This is a genomic window from Marinobacter halophilus (assembly GCF_003007685.1).
Classification (GTDB): domain Bacteria; phylum Pseudomonadota; class Gammaproteobacteria; order Pseudomonadales; family Oleiphilaceae; genus Marinobacter; species Marinobacter halophilus.
Genome location: NZ_PXNN01000017.1, coordinates 687,618 through 705,096 on the forward strand (window position 1 = coordinate 687,618; position 17,479 = coordinate 705,096).

At 57.1% G+C, this 17,479-nt stretch carries 14 protein-coding genes, 4 tRNA genes and 1 pseudogene; 7 read left to right on the top strand and 12 right to left on the bottom strand.

Annotated elements, in window-relative coordinates:
* Positions 1-23 precede the first annotated feature (23 nt).
* The 4 genes and pseudogenes from C7H08_RS17070 to C7H08_RS17085 form a co-directional block, all read right to left on the bottom strand.
* Positions 24-530 (bottom strand): shikimate kinase, encoded by a 507-nt coding sequence (locus C7H08_RS17070; RefSeq protein ID WP_106673416.1) that lies wholly within the window; start codon positions 528-530, stop codon positions 24-26.
* Positions 527-793 (bottom strand): annotated as a pseudogene (locus C7H08_RS18440) (serine/threonine transporter SstT); the annotation flags it as partial. The gene C7H08_RS17070 and the pseudogene C7H08_RS18440, both read right to left, overlap by 4 nt.
* A gap of 329 nt (positions 794-1,122) precedes the next feature.
* Positions 1,123-1,199, bottom strand: a tRNA-Met gene (locus C7H08_RS17080).
* 97 nt (positions 1,200-1,296) lie between these two features.
* Complete coding sequence (locus C7H08_RS17085; RefSeq protein ID WP_106673418.1) at positions 1,297-2,634, bottom strand: acetyl-CoA C-acetyltransferase; 1,338 nt, start codon at positions 2,632-2,634, stop codon at positions 1,297-1,299.
* Positions 2,635-2,822: 188 nt separating this feature from the next.
* On the opposite strand from C7H08_RS17085, the gene C7H08_RS17090 reads away from it, so the two are divergent.
* On the top strand, positions 2,823-4,229 hold the full coding sequence (locus C7H08_RS17090; RefSeq protein ID WP_106673419.1) for a 3-oxoacyl-ACP reductase: 1,407 nt from the start codon (positions 2,823-2,825) through the stop codon (positions 4,227-4,229).
* 128 nt (positions 4,230-4,357) lie between these two features.
* Here the strand turns inward: C7H08_RS17090 and C7H08_RS17095 are convergent.
* The 6 genes from C7H08_RS17095 to C7H08_RS17120 form a co-directional block, all read right to left on the bottom strand.
* Positions 4,358-4,433: transfer RNA gene (locus C7H08_RS17095), tRNA-Val, on the bottom strand.
* A gap of 8 nt (positions 4,434-4,441) precedes the next feature.
* Positions 4,442-4,518 (bottom strand) — tRNA-Asp (locus tag C7H08_RS17100).
* Between the two features lie 62 nt (positions 4,519-4,580).
* Positions 4,581-4,656 (bottom strand) — tRNA-Val (locus C7H08_RS17105).
* A gap of 191 nt (positions 4,657-4,847) precedes the next feature.
* Positions 4,848-5,105 (bottom strand): hypothetical protein, encoded by a 258-nt coding sequence (locus C7H08_RS17110; protein WP_106673420.1) that lies wholly within the window; start codon positions 5,103-5,105, stop codon positions 4,848-4,850.
* A gap of 49 nt (positions 5,106-5,154) precedes the next feature.
* Positions 5,155-6,015: a DUF2846 domain-containing protein gene (locus C7H08_RS17115; protein ID WP_106673421.1), complete on the bottom strand. Its 861-nt coding sequence runs from the start codon at positions 6,013-6,015 to the stop codon at positions 5,155-5,157.
* Positions 6,016-6,139: 124 nt separating this feature from the next.
* A complete protein-coding gene (locus C7H08_RS17120; RefSeq protein ID WP_106673422.1) occupies positions 6,140-7,114 on the bottom strand; it encodes a hypothetical protein in 975 nt (324 codons plus the stop codon).
* 174 nt (positions 7,115-7,288) lie between these two features.
* On the opposite strand from C7H08_RS17120, the gene purE reads away from it, so the two are divergent.
* The 6 genes from purE (at position 7,289) to C7H08_RS17150 (ending at position 14,655) form a co-directional block, all read left to right on the top strand.
* A complete protein-coding gene (gene purE / locus C7H08_RS17125) occupies positions 7,289-7,780 on the top strand; it encodes a 5-(carboxyamino)imidazole ribonucleotide mutase (protein ID WP_106673423.1) in 492 nt (163 codons plus the stop codon).
* Between the two features lie 174 nt (positions 7,781-7,954).
* A complete protein-coding gene (locus C7H08_RS17130; protein ID WP_106673424.1) occupies positions 7,955-9,073 on the top strand; it encodes a 5-(carboxyamino)imidazole ribonucleotide synthase in 1,119 nt (372 codons plus the stop codon).
* Positions 9,074-9,144: 71 nt separating this feature from the next.
* Positions 9,145-9,723 (top strand): superoxide dismutase [Fe], encoded by a 579-nt coding sequence (gene sodB / locus C7H08_RS17135; RefSeq protein WP_106673425.1) that lies wholly within the window; start codon positions 9,145-9,147, stop codon positions 9,721-9,723.
* A gap of 252 nt (positions 9,724-9,975) precedes the next feature.
* On the top strand, positions 9,976-12,036 hold the full coding sequence (locus tag C7H08_RS17140) for a putative bifunctional diguanylate cyclase/phosphodiesterase (protein WP_106673426.1): 2,061 nt from the start codon (positions 9,976-9,978) through the stop codon (positions 12,034-12,036).
* A 23-nt stretch (positions 12,037-12,059) separates the two neighbouring features.
* Entirely contained in the window at positions 12,060-12,647 is a 588-nt protein-coding gene (locus C7H08_RS17145) for a LemA family protein (protein ID WP_106673427.1), read from the top strand.
* A 10-nt stretch (positions 12,648-12,657) separates the two neighbouring features.
* Positions 12,658-14,655 (top strand): M48 family metallopeptidase, encoded by a 1,998-nt coding sequence (locus C7H08_RS17150; protein ID WP_106673428.1) that lies wholly within the window; start codon positions 12,658-12,660, stop codon positions 14,653-14,655.
* Here C7H08_RS17150 and gspD read toward each other — a convergent pair.
* Both gspD and C7H08_RS17160 read right to left on the bottom strand, forming a co-directional pair.
* The gene (gene gspD / locus C7H08_RS17155; protein WP_106673429.1) at positions 14,637-16,592 is read right to left on the bottom strand and encodes a type II secretion system secretin GspD; all 1,956 of its coding nucleotides are present in this window, start codon (positions 16,590-16,592) and stop codon (positions 14,637-14,639) included. The two genes, C7H08_RS17150 and gspD, sit on opposite strands and share 19 nt — an antisense overlap.
* A 32-nt stretch (positions 16,593-16,624) precedes the next feature.
* The gene (locus C7H08_RS17160; protein WP_106673430.1) at positions 16,625-17,479 is read right to left on the bottom strand and encodes a type II secretion system protein N; all 855 of its coding nucleotides are present in this window, start codon (positions 17,477-17,479) and stop codon (positions 16,625-16,627) included.

The following is a 17,479-nucleotide window of genomic DNA, read 5'->3' on the forward strand; positions in this document are numbered from 1 at the left end:
GCGCGCTCGGGCCCCGGGACCACTCAGAGCTTCCGGATAATTGCCTCACACAACTGATCCTGATTGAACCCTTCCCCTTTTATGGTCAGGTCAGCATAGCGGGTGTAGAGCGCAAAACGCTCCTCGTACAACTCCTCCATGGTCTGGTTTGGCCGCCGGGAAATGCCCCTGAGGCTGTAATCACCAATGCGTTGCACCACCACATCCAGAGAGATATCAAGAAACACCACAGTACCATTCTGCTTAAGGTGGTTCATCGCCGAATCGCTGTAGACCGCGCTTCCGCCGGTGCTGATGACCTGGTTCTGAACATTCAGCCCCAGCAGCACCTGTTCTTCTACCTGGCGCAACGCAACGTATCCGTCGTGATCAACTATGTCCTGAAGTGTGCGGCCCGACCGCTCCTGTATCAGCAGGTCGGTGTCGATAAACCCCATACCAAGACGTTTGGCAACCAGCACCCCGATAGTGCTTTTACCACTGCCTGGCATACCTGTAAAAACCAGATTGCGGGACTGTTGCACTGTCATCCCGCGCGATCCTCTGCGGCATGACATGCGGCTGCGGTGAACAGTACGTCGGTTGAGGAATTAAGCGCGGTTTCGGTGGAATCCTGCACCACACTGATCACGAAACCGATCGCCACCACCTGCATGGCCACCCCTGAAACACCGCAGGCCGCCACAGCAGAAATCACACACAGCAACAGGGCGGTAGGGAAGTCTACCGGTATACCCAGCGTATTGGCTGCGGCCAGGGTAATCACCGAGATGGCAATGGCCGCCGCCACCAGCACAAACACAAGAATCGGCGCTACCGCTGTTAGAGCCGTGATAAACAACTGGCCAAGCAGTGACACAGACCCGGCGGCCTGTGGCGAGATCAAGGCCAGCAGTACGCCAGCAATAATGCCAATGGTAATCTGGGGAATCAGCCCCATTTGAAGCAACGGGCGGAGGAAAACGGTCAGCCGGCTGGACATGTACAAGCTCCTGATTAGTTGACTAATGGGCCGTCCATCAGGCGGGCACACCTATCGGCGACTTTCAGATCGGCAAATCGTGTATTTTTCGAGTACAAAAAGAAAAGGCAGACCAGTAACTAACTGATCTGCCTTTATATTGGTAGCGGGGGCAGGATTCGAACCTACGACCTTCGGGTTATGAGCCCGACGAGCTACCAGACTGCTCCACCCCGCATCAAACTGGTTGTTTACCGGGTGACCCCGATCAACGAGGTGCGCATAATACGGTGCGGATTTGATTCTGTCAAAGGATATTACGAACTTCCTGTAACTTACCGCTCCAGAATGGCCGCTACCCCTTGCCCGCCGGCGGCGCAGATAGAAATCAGGCCACGGCCGCCGCCCTTCTCTTCCAACAGTTTCGCCAATGTCGCAACAATACGCCCGCCGGTGGCGGCAAACGGATGACCGGTGGCCAGGCTGGAGCCTTTCACGTTCATTTTGGCGCGGTCGATACTGCCCAGAGGCTTGTCCAGCCCCAAGCGTTCTTTGCAGAAGCCAGGGTCTTCCCACGCCTTCAGAGTAGACAAAACCTGCGCCGCAAAGGCTTCGTGAATTTCGTAGAAATCGAAATCTTGCAGGGTCAGACCGGCCTTTTCCAGCATGCGCGGTACCGCGTAGGCCGGCGCCATCAGCAGGCCTTCTTTCTTGTCGACAAAATCGACGGCAGCCACTTCGGAGAACGTCAGCCAGGCTTTGACCTCCATATTATTAGCCTTGGCCCAGTCTTCACTGGCCAGCAGCACGCACGAGGCGCCGTCGGTCAACGCGGTACTGTTGGCGGCCGTCATGGTACCGTTTTCACGGTCAAACGCCGGTTTGAGGGTGGCCAGTTTTTCCAGGGTGGTGTCCGGGCGCAGGATGTTGTCTTTCTCAAGGCCTGCCATCGGCGTGATCAAGTCCTCGAAAAAGCCGTCCTCGTATGCTTGCGCCAGTTTCTGGTGACTGTCCCACGCCAGACGATCCTGGTCTTCACGAGCAATGCTCCACTCTTTGGCGGTTACCTGACAGTGCTCACCCATCGACATGCCGGTGCGAGGCTCACCATTTTCCGGAATTTCCGGCATCAGATGGCCAGGGCGGAAACGGCCCAGGATTTTCAGACGCTCGGTAGTGGTTTTGGCACGGTTCAGGTCCAGCAGGATTTGCCGCAGGCCTTCGCCAACACCAATCGGGGCATCCGACGTGGTGTCTGTACCGCCAGCAATGCCACACTCGATCTGGCCCAACGCAATTTTGTTGCCCACCAGAATAGCCGCTTCCAGACCAGTACCGCAGGCCTGCTGAATATCGTAAGCGGGGGTTTCCGGGGCCAGCCCGGAGCTGAGCACGGATTCCCGGGTCAGGTTAAAGTCCCGGGAATGTTTGATGACCGCCCCGGCAACCACTTCACCCAGCCGCATACCCTGCAGGTTGTAACGATCAACCAGACCACGCAGAGTTGACGTCAATAGCTCCTGATTGCTGATCTTACTGTAGGCCGTGTTGGAGCGGGCAAATGGCGTACGGTTGCCGCCAATGACCGCGACGCGGCGGACGCCAGAGGCGGTTTTAGCAGAGCCGGGCGCTGCTTTTGTTCCAGACCGGGTAGCTTTAGATGCTTGTGCCATAGCAGATTGTCCCTTTGGTGATTATCTTATGTGGATTAGCTGTCGTTATCACAAAGTCTAGCGCTTAACGCCAGTCTCTCATTGGCAACTCTGACAACGCCATGACTGCGTTGAGTCAATCCAATAACCGGCAAAGTCTTTAACCTTTAGGCTATTGCCTACTCCACTGCACTCACAAGGAAAAAACCATGTCTGACATCTACCTGAAACTGGTCAATACGCCCGTCGGCAAAACCGCCGCGCAATCCTTGGGCCTACCCTCCCCCGCTCCGCTGAAACGCCTGAAGCGCGTGGATCAGCCCTTTATTGAAGGCGATGTTCTGATCGGCGCCGGCCCGGGCGCCAAAGCCGTTGCCACCGTGGGTGCCATCATCGGTGCCAGCCCGGCAACGATGCTGCACGCCAGCGGCCAGACCACCCTGGCCGATTCTGCACTGGCCGGCAACAAGGCCAAAGCACTGGACCTGACCAGCGACGTTAACGGCAAGTTTTCTGCCCTGGTGTTTGATGCGACGGGTCTGAAAGGCCCACAGGACTTGCGGGCTCTGTACGACTTTTTCCATCCGACCATCCGCAAGCTTGCCGCCAACGGCCGTGTACTGGTGATCGGCCAGGACCCACATACCTGTCGGAAGGCTCCCCAGGCTGCCGCTCAACAGGCTCTGGAGGGCTTTGTTCGCAGCGTGGGTAAAGAAGTCGGCAAGAAAGGCTCAACCGCCAACCTGATCTGGATAGCTCCGAACGCGGAAAACCAGCTGGACTCCAGCGTTCGTTTCTTCCTGTCGGCCCGCTCGGCTTATGTGTCTGGTCAGGTGGTTCGCATCGGAAAAGCAGACAAAGCCAAAGCGGGCAACCCGGTGGCACCGCTGGCCGGCAAGGTCGCACTGGTGACCGGCGCATCCCGTGGCATTGGCGCCTCGATCGCGGAAACCCTGGCCCGGGACGGCGCCACCGTCATCGGCCTGGACATACCGCCGGCCATGGAAGAACTCCACAAGGTTACCGATGCCATCAAAGGCAAGGCTCTCGCCTGCGATATCACGGATGAGAAAGCACCGAAACTGATTGCAGATTTTATTGCGAAGGAAACCAGCGGTGTGGATCTAGTGATTCACAACGCCGGCATTACTCGCGACAAAACGCTCGGCAACATGCCAGAGCATTTCTGGGACATGACCATCGCGGTCAACCTGACCGCGGAAGAGCTGATCGACGAAGAGCTGATGAGCCGGGAGCTGCTGCGGAACAACGGCCGTATCGTGTGCATTTCGTCTATCAGCGGTATTGCCGGCAATTTTGGCCAGACCAACTACTCCTGCGCCAAGAGTGGCGTGATCGGCTATGTCGAAGCCATGGCGAAACAGCTGAAGAACGGCGTCACCATCAACGCTATAGCCCCGGGTTTTATTGAAACCCAGATGACCGCAGCCATGCCCTTTACCATTCGCGAGGCTGGTCGGCGCATGAATAGCCTGTCGCAAGGCGGACAACCGGTGGATGTGGCCGAAGCCATTGCCTGGTATTGCAGCCCGGCGTCTGCCGGCGTAAACGGCAACGTGGTCCGTGTTTGCGGTCAGTCTCTGATCGGCAAGTAGCCACAGTTGCGCAAACGCGGAGGCCGGGGGCAGATGTCCTCGGTCTTTTTTGGGGAGCTTTAAAAGTCGATCACTTTCTGGCAGGCAAAAAAAAAGCAGATCCAGATGGATCTGCTTTTTTTCATATCTGGTGGGTGGTGCAGGGATCGAACCTGCGACCCTCGCCTTGTAAGGGCGATGCTCTCCCAGCTGAGCTAACCACCCAGAAAAAGTGGCGGAGCGGACGGGACTCGAACCCGCGACCCCCGGCGTGACAGGCCGGTATTCTAACCAACTGAACTACCGCTCCGCATTGGCTCAACTTACGTTAAACCCGAACCAGAAAACTTCTCTGGCCTACTGCTTTAAAAATGGTGGGTGGTGCAGGGATCGAACCTGCGACCCTCGCCTTGTAAGGGCGATGCTCTCCCAGCTGAGCTAACCACCCACTTCGCGCTTTACTATTCTTCAAGCTCAAAGCAGCCACTTGTTGCGCCTCTGGCGCTTGCTGATTCAGCGTTGCTGCATCAACCAAGTGAGACGCGCATTCTAAGCATTTCGCCCACAGTGTCAAATGTTTTTCGGAAATTTTCTGATTTTTCTCTGACACACTCAAAACTGAACATTTATTAATCAAAATCAGGAGCTTGAGCCCGTTTTTTTGTTTCCGGGGAAAGCCCGCACCACGCCGCGTTTCTGGCCAGCTTGCTTACCCTTACTGCGCAAGGCCAGCTCACTAACGTGAGCCTTGCGTTCACCCGGTATGGACTGATCAGCCAGCGATCGATTGATATTATCCAGACGTGACCTGACGTCCTGCCAGGACTCCTCAAGGTAAGGCGTCAGCCTGCCCGCAATCTTCTCTAACCGAAGCACTAAATCATCTTTAATCGACATTGTTTTTATCTCACTGCAGTCCGTCACTTCCAGTGTAGTCAACCCTGCCTCAGAAAATCCACCACCCACCGCCAGATTCCGCCTCACGGCGCCGCTCTCGCTCCAACTCCAGCTCGGCGTAATCCCGCTCCAGAACCTCCAGTTCCTGATCACTCTCAAGCGGCACCGTGGGGCCGCCACCGAAAGGCCAGAACCACGAGGCTGACTCATATTGGCCTTGCTGCTTGAGCCTTTCGAGCTCCAACTCACGCTCTTCCGCCAACTCCGCCTTGCGGTTCTCATAATCCATATCTTCATTAATTTCCACAATCGAGGTTGCCGCATGATTTGGCGCCAACAGGTCACTGTTCAGAAACAAGGTTGAAACGATCTGGTCTGCCTGCATGGCGTAACCCCGGGCCACCAGCTGTAAATCACCGGAAGCCAGCGGGTGATCCGGATCCAGATCCGGATGGCGGCGCTCCGGTTCGATCAGTTCGTTGTAACGGAGATAGTAAATTTTGCCGGGCTCGACGCTCAGAGTGGCGTCCACAATCAGGCTGAGACTGAACGAGTTAAGACCCTCAAGCCCCAGCAGCGGCCGGCGCATCGCGATATGGCGTTCACCCGGCTTCACCTCCAGCCAGGTGAAACTGTTATTGCGGATATTGAAGTAATGCTTATCGTCGATGTACACGCTGGGTGCTTCGATTTCATCTGCCGCCCACTGCGAATGGGTACGGTAAAAATACAGAATCGCATTGCGCTGATCCCAGCTACCAGAATCAATGTGCACAAAGTCATGGCCTGACACCGGATGCAGGAACGACCCCACACTCTTGCCAATCGATTGGTAAATGGTGCAGCCAGATAACGCCATCACACAGATCAGGGCGATAGCGTTCTTCAAGAAAGGCACTCGGATTTTCATTGTTGTATGCTCTTCATCCCTATCGAGTGGGCTGATGATAACAACTGCCCACTCGCAGAAATGAGAGCTACCGCAAGGGCTGAATACAAACCGTTACATTCAGCCCCGCAGTCAATGCCGTACCCTACCGGGCGGAGACCTCAGAGCGCAGCTGATTCACCTCCTCAGACAACCGGATAAGCCGGGAGGTGAGCTGCGACCGGGACGAATCCACGGAATCCACCGTTCTCTTCAGGTCGGTCAGCTGGGTACGCAAGGCCTGCACATCCCCGCCGCCGGCCATCGCACTCAGATCGCGCTGCAATGCAGAAATCTGACTCTCCAGCCCACTGATCGTCAGTTGCTGCTCCCGCTCAAAGCGCCGGATCTGGCTCTCAACCACCTGATCGACATCGCCAACCTGCTGGCTGACACTTGTCAACTGAGCGTTCGCCTCCTGATTCGCCCGCTCCAGAGCCGCCACAGACCCTTCGAGTTGCTGCTTGAGCTGAGCCACATCCGCCGCCAGCGATGAACGTGCCTGCTCAATCGTCGTGTTCAGATCAGACACCGATTTAACCGTTTCCGCGAGCTGTCCATCCAAGCCGGACAGCAGCTGCTGATGTTCATCAAGACGCTTCTTGTTACGCTCGTTGGCAATCACCCACAACTTGCGAATCTCACTGTCCGCCTCATCCAGCCGCTTATCATTGCCTGCAATCCTCTCCTCCAGCGAAGCCCCCCGCTCCTGCAACGACTCGCCGGTCTCCGACAACTCCCCTTCAAATCGCGCCAGCGCCAGCTTGCTTTGCCGTGCCCCGTAATCAGCCTCCTCCAGCTGCCCCTCCAAAACCTGAATCCGCTTTTCCTGAAGGTACCAGCCAGCACCCGCACCTGCGGCCACGACCAGAAACAGCAGCCAAACCAACGCAGAACCACCACCGCTATGACCACCTGCCCCCCTCGGTGGCTTGGGCGTTTTGGGTGGTTTTGGTGGTTTCGATGGTGCGTCATCTTTTACCGGTGACGCTTTTTTGTGCCCTTCGGGCTTTTTACGCTCCACACCACCAATGGGTGGGTCAGCTCTCAGCTCGTCGTCGTCCGGACGGATGGGTTCCATTACAGCTCCTGCACAGGGATGGTAAAAACGTTACCTGCGATAATACCCGCACTTGACGACTGGTTAAAATGAAGGCTTATAAAGATTGGCCAAACCGCACTATGCTCTGTGTTGCATGGCCAGTGGGCAAAACATACAATGCCCGGCTTTCCAATTATCTCAGGACAGTTGCATATGCAGCCGCTTGTAGGACTGATCATGGGCTCGAAATCCGACTGGCCCACCATGGAACATGCTGCCGACATGCTCGACAAACTCGGCGTACCCTACGAAACCCAGGTCGTCTCCGCCCACCGCACACCCGACCTGCTCTTCGACTACGCCAAAACCGCCGCCGACCGCGGCCTGAAAGTCGTCATCGCAGGCGCCGGCGGCGCCGCACACCTGCCGGGCATGGTGGCCTCCCAGACCTCACTGCCGGTACTGGGCGTTCCTGTTCAATCCAAAGCCCTGAACGGCCTGGACTCACTGCTGTCCATCGTCCAGATGCCAGGCGGCATCGCCGTCGGCACTCTGGCTATCGGCAAAGCCGGCGCAACCAACGCCGGCCTGTTGGCGGCACAGATTATTGGCACGTTTGATGACAACGTCCGCAAGGCCGTTGATGAGTTCAGGGCAACACAGACACAAACAATTCTGGATAACCCTGATCCCAGAGATCAGTGAAGCCAACTCCCAAGGCTGGATGAGCAGTTCGGGGAAGGCTTTCCAAAACTGTGCGGAGCCATGGATGGCGGAGCCCAAGCACCCCATGGATGGGCTTGAGCGTGTTTTGGAAAGCCTTCCCCGAACTGCTCACACCACCAATGTCAGAGCCGAAACAGTGGCAGGAGAAATCATATGAGAATTGGTGTACTAGGCGCAGGCCAACTCGGCCGTATGCTCGCCCTCGCCGGATACCCGCTGGCGAAAGACTTCGTCTTCTACGACATGTCCGGCAGCCCCAGCGCCGGCCTCGGTGAAGTGATCATCGACCGCGACGGCCAATATCTCGACGACTTCCTGTCTCGTGTGGACCGCGTAACTTACGAATTCGAACACCTGCCCGTAACCATCGCCGAAAAACTGGCCGAACACACCACCGTCCACCCCTGCCCTCGCGCACTGGAAGTCTGCCAAAACCGGGAAGCCGAAAAAACCCTGTTCGGACGCCTCGGCATCCCCACACCCGAATGGCAAGTCGCAGACAGCGCCGACACTCTGAAAGCCGCCGCTGAAGCGCTGGGCTGCCCGGTTGTCGCTAAATCCATCACCGAAGGCTACGACGGCAAAGGCCAGGCAGTCCTCAAAACGCCGGAAGAGGCAGAAACCGCTTGGGCCAGCATCGGCCACCCACGGGTCATCGTCGAAAAATTCGTCAACTTCCGGCGCGAAGTCTCCATTATCGCCGTGCGCGCAGAAGACGGCGACGTTGCTTTCTACCCAATGGCGGAAAACACCCACCATGAGGGTATCCTGCGCTACTCCATCGCGCCGGCACCCGGGCTGGAGCCTCACGTTCAGCAAGACGCCGAAAAATACATCAAATCGCTACTGAACGAATTGAACTACGTCGGCGTACTGACCCTTGAGCTGTTTGAAACCGCCGAAGGCCTGATCGCCAACGAAATGGCACCGCGGGTGCACAACTCGGGCCACTGGACTATCGAAGGCGCTATGACCAGCCAGTTCGAAAATCACATTCGAGCGGTCAGCGGCCATGCTCTGGGCAACGTTCAGGCGCGCGGGCTCAGCTGCATGATCAACATCATTGGCGAGCATGGCGATATTGAACGGGTACTGGAATTGCCCTACACCCATGTTCATCTTTACAACAAAAGCGAACGCCCTGGGCGAAAACTGGGGCATGTAAACATTCTGGCAGACAGCTACGAAGAACTGGTGTGGCGAGTCCGGAACTGCGTGCAATTCCTGCCCGGCAGTCCCGAGTTTAAAAGTACTCTCACAACAGAGGGTTGATTTAGCTCAAATCGCCCCTATATTGCTGTTACGTACATTCATATAAATCGAGAGACAGGGAGAACGACCTCATGGCATTTGAACTTCCCGCACTGCCTTATGAAAAGAACGCACTGGAACCCCACATTTCCCAGGAAACCCTGGAGTTCCATTACGGCAAACACCACCAGACTTACGTCACCAAGCTGAACGGCCTGGTTGATGGCACCGACAACGCCAACAAGTCTCTGGAAGATATCATCAAGAGTGCCAGCGGCCCGCTGTTTAACAACGCCGCTCAGGTGTGGAACCACACTTTCTACTGGCACTGTCTGAGCCCGAACGGTGGCGGCGAGCCCACTGGCGCAGCCAAAGAAGCCATCGACAAAGCGTTCGGCTCGTTTGAAGAGTTCAAAAAAGAATTCAACGATAAAGCCGCCAACAACTTTGGCTCAGGCTGGACCTGGCTGGTGAAAAAGGCCGACGGCAGCGTTGCCATCGCCAACACCAGCAATGCAGAAACTCCTCTGACTGGCGCTGACGAGCCAGTACTGACCGTCGACGTATGGGAACATGCCTACTACATCGATTACCGGAACAGCCGTCCGAACTATCTGGAAGCGTTCTGGAATCTGGTCAACTGGGATTTCGTAAACAAAAACCTGGCCTGATTACAGTCCAGTATCTGGTGGTGACAGTCGTCGCCACCCGAGCAAACGCCCGCCTGGGAAACCTGGTGGGCGTTTGTGTATCTGAAAGCGACGAAACCACTACAAATCGAAACATGCCGCGCCATGATTCTCTGAAAAAATCAGCCATACTCCCTATAGTTGCGGATAACCTGAAGTATCTTGGCATATACGAGGGAAGCATTGAGGCTACCCCAAAAAACAATTCGGACAAACGAGCCGCCAGACACCGAAATGCGAAAAGCCTTCGAAGTTGAAAACCAACTTGGATACCGAATACTGCGATGGGTACTGCTTGTCGCCTTATTGACTGGCATACTGGTCAGCACGGTTCAGGTTGTGCTTGATGCAAACCGGGTATCCACCGAGCTGGAACGTCAGGCCTCCCAGACCATGGCGATGGTTCGTGATGCGGCCACACAGGCGGTATTCAGTATCGACGACACCTTGGCCCAACAGGTCGTCGATGGTTTATTCGCGCTCGAACCCATTCATCTGGCTCGAATAACTCATCCAGACGGAGATCAACTCGGCAGCCGTCTGCGGCCGCTTCAAGACAAAGAGTTTCGCCCGATCACCGACCCCATTTTTGGCAGCATCCGGGAATACCGTCAAAGCCTTAACCGGAGTACTAACCCTGGCACCATTTACGGCTATCTGGAAGTGCATTACGACACCGCTCCGATTGCCGAAAGCTGGCTCAGTCGCGCGCTGGTCACCTTTGGCTCCGGCATTGCCCTGGCACTGATACTCGGCGTTGTTCTGTTTGTTGTATTCTATTTGCTGATGACCCGCCCGCTGTTGCGCATTGTTCAGTCTGTTCGGAAAGTTGATCCCGACCGACCCGATGACCGTTTGATCGCCGTTCCTGATGGCCACCGCGCTGATGAACTCGGTCTTTGGGTGAACGCCACCAATAACCTGTTAGTGTCGATTGGCGAAAGCCAGAAAAAACACCGGGAAGCCGAAGATCGCGTCAGCCGACTCGCCCGCTACGATACCTTGACCGGCCTGCCTAGCCGGGATGCCTTTATGGAAGACCTGCAGGCCGAAATCGTCGGTGCCCGAGACCATCACAGCACGTTGGCCTTGATGGTGTGCGGCATTGACGATTTCAAATCAGTCAACGAACAATGCGGCTTCCGTACCGGTGATACCATCCTGCAAACCGTGGCTAGCCGGCTTACCGCGCACCTGCCAACCGAGCGGTTCAGCATTGCCCGGCTGGGTAGCGACCAGTTCGTCATTCTCGAAAAGCGACTTCGTGATGGCTTCCAGGCGGCAGAAACGGCAGAGAAGCTGCTCACCAGTTTTGCCACACCGTTAAATGCCGGTAACCACCGGATTTCCATGACGGCCACCCTCGGCATTGCACTGTACCCTTCCGATGCCGACCAGGCAGACCGCCTGCTGCAAAGCGCGGAACAAACCATGGTTCTGGCCAAGCAGAACGGGCACAACCATTTCCAGTTCTACGTGGCCAGCATCGATCAGGAAATCCGCGAAAGAAAGCAGATGGAACGTGACCTGGGCAACGCTCTGATCAACCATGAGTTCTATCTGGTTTACCAGCCCCAGATCAACCTCGAGACCAAGCGCGTCATTGGTGCCGAAGCATTGTTGCGCTGGAACCATCCCGAACATGGCCTGATTCCGCCGGACGATTTCATCCCGGTGGCGGAAGGCAACGGCGCCATTGTCGAGATTGGCCAGTGGGTTCTGGATCAGGCCTGTTGGCAGGCCGCGCGATGGGCCGGAGAAGGCTCACCGTTACGGATTGCCGTGAACCTGTCAGCGGTTCAGCTTCGTCAGGAGTCCATTGTCGACGATATCCTGGACACCCTTAAGCGCCATAACATACCTGCCGGCCGCCTTGAGCTGGAAGTGACTGAAACCAGCTTTATGACCAACCTTACCGATGCCGTCGCCAAACTGCACCGGCTACACAGGGCCGGCATCAGCATTGCCGTGGATGATTTTGGTACCGGCTACTCATCACTGACTTACCTTAAAAAGATGCCGGTTCAGCACCTGAAGATCGATAAACAGTTCATCCGTGACCTGTTGGTCAACGAAGAAGATACCCGCATCGCCAATACCATTATCGATCTGGGCAAGAGCCTGAATCTGACCGTGGTGGCCGAGGGCGTCGAAACCGCCGAGCAGGAATACTATCTCAGCCAGCGGGGCTGCAAACTGGCGCAGGGCTACTTTTTCAGCAAACCGTTGCTACCTAGAGATTTTGAGATTTTTGTACAGACTTTCCATGCCCGAATCGTGGAAAATGACGCTTGAACCTTCAGCTCTGAGGAATTGTCATGGGAACCACTGTCATCGGCCTAATCGTAGTTGCCGTTGTCATTATTTACCTGGTAGTTATCTACAACAACCTGGTATCGCTGCGTAATCAGTTCAGAAACGGCTTTGCCCAGATTGATGTGCAGCTGCAGCGCCGTCACGACTTGATCCCAAACCTGGTCGAAGCGGCCAAGGGCTATCTCGAACACGAGAAGTCCACGCTCACCCAGGTCATGGACGCCCGTAACAACGCGGTCAGCGCCCAGAAAGATGCCGCCAAAGACCCCGGCGACGGCACCAAAATCCAGCGTCTTGGCAGCGCCGAGAATCTTCTCACCAAAGCCCTGGCCAACTTCTACGCGGTCTCGGAAAATTATCCTGAGCTGAAGGCTAATGAAACCATCCAGCAACTGATGGAAGAGCTGTCCAGCACCGAAAATCGCGTCGCGTTTGCACGCCAGGCCTATAACGACGGCGTGATGAGCTACAACATCTTTCGCGAGAAATTCCCCAACAACCTCGTGGCCGGATTGTTTGCGTTCAAAGAAACCGCGCAGCTGCAACTGGAAACACCGGAAGCTCGTCAGGCCCCGAAAGTCAGCTTCTGAGGCCTGAACCATGGCAAACCCCGGTTTCTTTCAGCGCCAGGCCCATGCCCGACGCAATACCGGTCTGTTAGTCTTACTTTTCCTGACCGCTGTGACCCTGATCACCCTGGCCGTGTGCCTGGTGGGCTACCTGGTCACCCGCAGTCAAAGCTCCGCCCTGCCCTTTCATCACTGGCTGGTGTCCAGTCACGGTTTCACCACGGCAATCACCGTGGTGTTACTGATCGGTGTAGGTTCGCTGGTACGCTGGGCTGATCTGGCCGGCGGTGGCAGCCGCGTCGCCAAGATGGTCGGCGCGCGGCTGATCGAGCCAGACACCACCGACGCCGAAGAGCGCAAACTGCGCAACATCGTTGAAGAAATGGCCATCGCCAGTGGCGTCCCGGTGCCGGTGCTGTATGTGATGGACAGCGAAACCAGCATAAATGCCTTTGTGGCCGGTTACACCCCTGGTGAGGCGGTCATGGTGGTCACCCATGGTGCACTCACCCACCTGACCCGAGACGAACTTCAGGGTGTTGTCGCCCATGAATTCAGCCATATTCTGAACGGCGACATGCGCATCAACATCAGACTGATTGCCCTGCTCGCCGGTATTCTGATGCTCGGCCAGATCGGTCACTTCATGATCAGGGTCGGCTTCTACAGTGGCGGCCGCAGCCGCAACCGGGATGGCCGGGCCCAGGCTGCGATGGGGCTGATTGGTCTGGCCCTGCTGATCATCGGTTATGTCGGGGTGTTTTTTGGTCGACTGATTCAGGCTGCAGTGTCCCGGCAGCGGGAAATGCTGGCAGACGCCTCATCTGTTCAGTTCACACGCAACCCCGAAGGTATTGGCGGCGCCTTGTTCAAGATCGGCATGAAAGGGGGCTACCTGGACACCACCAGCCACGCCAGCGATATGAACCACATGTGTTTTGGCGAGTCGGCACGCATGAAGTTTTCCTCGCTGCTGGCCTCACACCCACCGGTCGATCAGCGCATCAACGCCATTCAACCGGGTATGCTGGCCCGCCTTCGCAGCCGGCTCAGAGACACCGAACCCGGGCAGAATCTGCGCCAGCGCAGCTCGACACAGGCAACTGGCCGAACCAGCCTGGGCGACCTGGCCAACCAGTTCGTAGAACCCGCCAGAGGCATTGGCAGGGGCAGCTCCTCCCCTGTACGTTCGTCTCTGGTTGCCGACACACCACCCCAACCAACAAAGCTGTCAACCCGGGTGGGCACGGTCAACCCACAAAGCGAAGCCTTTGCCATCGATCTGCTCAATCAGCTACCCGCAACTTTTCGCAGCCTGCTGTACACCCGGGCCGGCGCCATTCAACTGTGTTACGGCTTGCTGATCTACGACCTGTCCCAGACGATCCAGAAAGAACGGCTGCAGATGATAGCCGGCCACCCGTTGCTGGGCGCCCAGCAGGATCTGCTGGACAAGATGCTGCCGGCCCTGGCCAAACTCGGCGAGGCGGCAAGATTTCCGATACTGGAGTTGGCCATGCCGGCGCTGCGAAAACTGGACCCGGACGAACGGGACGCTTTGCTGGTGAATATTCAGACGTTGGTGACTGCGGATAACCGGATCAGCCTTTTTGAACTGGCGCTAACCACCTTTCTGGACCGGCACCTGAGCGCCGACGCGGAACGCGTGGTGCCCGTCAAGTACCGCAATTATCGCCAGGTGTTGCCCGCCATACGGCGTTTGCTCAGTCTATTTGCCCGCGCGGGCACAGGGTCGCCTGAGGAAGCCGACACGCTGTACCGCGGCGCCATGGCCGGGTTTGCTACCGGCAGCGAGGAACGCCGGGCAGAGAAGGTTTCTATGCGGGAGTTACGAGAGACTCTGGAAGTGCTGAACCGACTGTCTCCGCTCCTGAAACCCGCGGTTATTGATGCCTGCGGTTACTGCGTCACCCACGATGGCCGCGTGGATGTACGGGAGTATGAACTGATGCGGCTGGTAACCGACCAGCTGGACTGCCCGATGCCGCCTTACTCCCTGCGCCCCTGAAACAGCATTTCCACCGACGGCTGATCCGTCGGTGCGGGCAGACCCAGCTTCTGGCGCACTTCCAGATTCACATCCCACAACTGATTGAACTTCTCGGTGGTCGCGGCGATGCTGTCGCCTTTGTCGAGCATGATGGTCGGGCGCAGGAACACCAGCAGGTTACGCTTTACCCGGGTCTCGGACTCAGAGGAGAACAGGCGGCCCAGAAAGGGAATATCGCCCAACAGGGGAACCTTGCTCTTGTTGACCTGGAAATCGTCTTTGATCAGGCCGCCCAGCACTACGGTTTCACCGTCGTCGGCCAGCACCGTGGTCTTGATCTCACGCTTGTTGGTGATCAGATCGGACGCACCCGCCACCGTGGTGGTCGAGATGTCCTCAGTGGTCTGCTCGACCACCAGACGAACCAGGCCATCGGCACTGATGGTCGGCGTCACTTTCAGGGACAGACCGACATCACGACGCTCGATGGTGGTAAACGGATTGCTCAGGCCATCTCCGGTGACTGCAGACTGACCGGTCCGAAACGGCACGTTCTGGCCGACAATAATCTCGGACTCCTGGTTATCCAGAGTGATGATGCTGGGCGTTGACAGCAGGTTGGCTGCCGCAGACGAAGATAGCGCCTGAATCAACACACCCCAGGTCAGGCCGCTGCGGTTACGTTCACCGGCGCCCAGGGTGATGCCACCACCAAGCTGAGGCAGGGTATCGCCCACCAACGCACCAATCACCGAGTTGAGCCCCAACATACTCTCGCCACTGGTCAGGTTGGTGCCCATCACCGGGAACGAGCCTGCAGACTCATCACCAGCGGCCAGCTGCACACCAAGCTGGTCACCCAGCTCATCGCTGATCTCAACAATGGCCGCTTCAATCATGACCTGCGCCCGGCGAATATCCAGCGCTGCGACAATCTGCTCGGCTTCCTGCATCAGGGACGGCTCGCCTCTCACCACCAGTGCGTTCAGCCCCTCATCAGCAAACACCGTAAAGTTGCCGGCCCGGCCCGTTGACGCACCACCAGCCGCTGAGCCACCGCCACCGCTGGATTCCCGAACGACTTCGCCCATCACGCCCTTGAGAATTTCGGTCAGGCTTTTGGCATCGGCGTGTTTCAGGCGCAACACCTTGGTGGTGCCGCCGGTCGCCGAGGGCTGGTCCAGTTGCCGGATGAGCCCGCGCATTTTGTCCCGGAAGGTTTCATCGCCACGCAGGATCAACCGGTTGCTGCGCTCATCTGCAGTCAGGCTGTACTTACGGGTGGAGGTGTCGCCACCAGCACGGCGCAATTCATCCGGTGCCAGCTCCTGCAGCAAGGTCACCATGTCGCCGACCCAGGCTTCTTTAAGCTGAATCACTTCCACTTCGTATTTGGAGGGACTGTCCAGCTCCCGCACAATCTGCTCGATGCGCTGAATGTTGGACGAATGATCACTGACGATCAGCGCGTTGGCGGCAGCCACACCCGCCAGATGGCCATACTTGGCTACCAGCGGTCGCAGAATGGGCACCAGCTCAAGCGCGTTGGCGTTGTCGATCTGAATCACCCGGGTGATCAGCTGCTCAGAAGGGATGACTTCAAAGCGATCAAGCACCTCAGCTGACTGTTTGGCGTCGACCTGCTGTATCACCTTGATGACTTCTTCGCCGGGAATGGCGGTAAAGCCGTGTACGTTCAATACCGCCAGGAACAGATCGTAAATTTCATCTTTGTTCATGGGCGCACTGGACAGCACCGTAACCTTGCCTTTGACCCGAGGGTCTACCACAAAGCTGTAACCCGTAATATCGGCTACCTGGGTCACAAATGCCCGGATATCCGCGTCTTTGAGGTTCAGCCTCCAGGTTTCATCCTGTGCCTGTGCCACCGACAGGATCGGCAACAGCAAAAGAAACACGAGCGTCCGGAGCAAGTTGGTCTTGTGGTTGTACATCTGGCGATATCGTCCTGTTGTAATGTTCCCGATCAGCGCCACTGTTCGGGTATGGCATAGCTGACGGTGAGTATGGATCCGTCGCGCTCTATTTCGATATCCAGCTGGGCCTGGCTACGCCAGTCTTCCAGCAGGGCTTTGTCTTGTTCCAGATCACCCAGGCGCTGACCGTTAATAGCGGTAATGACATCGCCCTGGCGCAGGTTGACCGCATTCAGCATGGGATTAGAGCCATCGTACACGTAACCCGAGAAACCACTGTCATCCGCCGGTTGCAAACCGTAGGCCCTCAAAGCAGACGCACCTTGAGCATCCAGCTGTTGTCGGGCGCCGGCCAGAAACTCGTCCGGCGATTCTGCCGTCTGAACCTCGGCCTCTGCAACCATTACCGCGGAGTCCAGCTGCTCTTCAAAGGCCAGAGACTCATAACGACCACCCCGGCGAATCAGAATCCGGTCTGACTCTACCTCAGCCAGCTCGGCATTACCCGGCAAACTCTCGCCCACCCGGTAGTATTCGGTCTCACCATTGCTTCCGGCAACTATAGCACCGGAGTCTTCTGGTCGCTGCCCTATCAACACCCCTTCCAGCCGCAATCTGAGCCCGGTTTCCGGGGCGCTGCGGCGCACGGCTTCGACCACGCCGACCTGTCTCTCCGTGCGGCCAAAGAAGTCATAGCCGGCAATGGACATCTGTGGCACCCAGTTCTGCCCCGCGGACTGCCCTGCCATCTGAGACGGCACCTCCGGTACCGGGCGGTCAGACCACGCAAACAGCCAGGTCAGTTTCGCCAATACAATGCCCAGATACACCACCAGGACGACGAGCAGCAGATTGGCCAACACCCGGGACAACCTTTCCTGATGACGCAACGCCAGCCAGGCCAC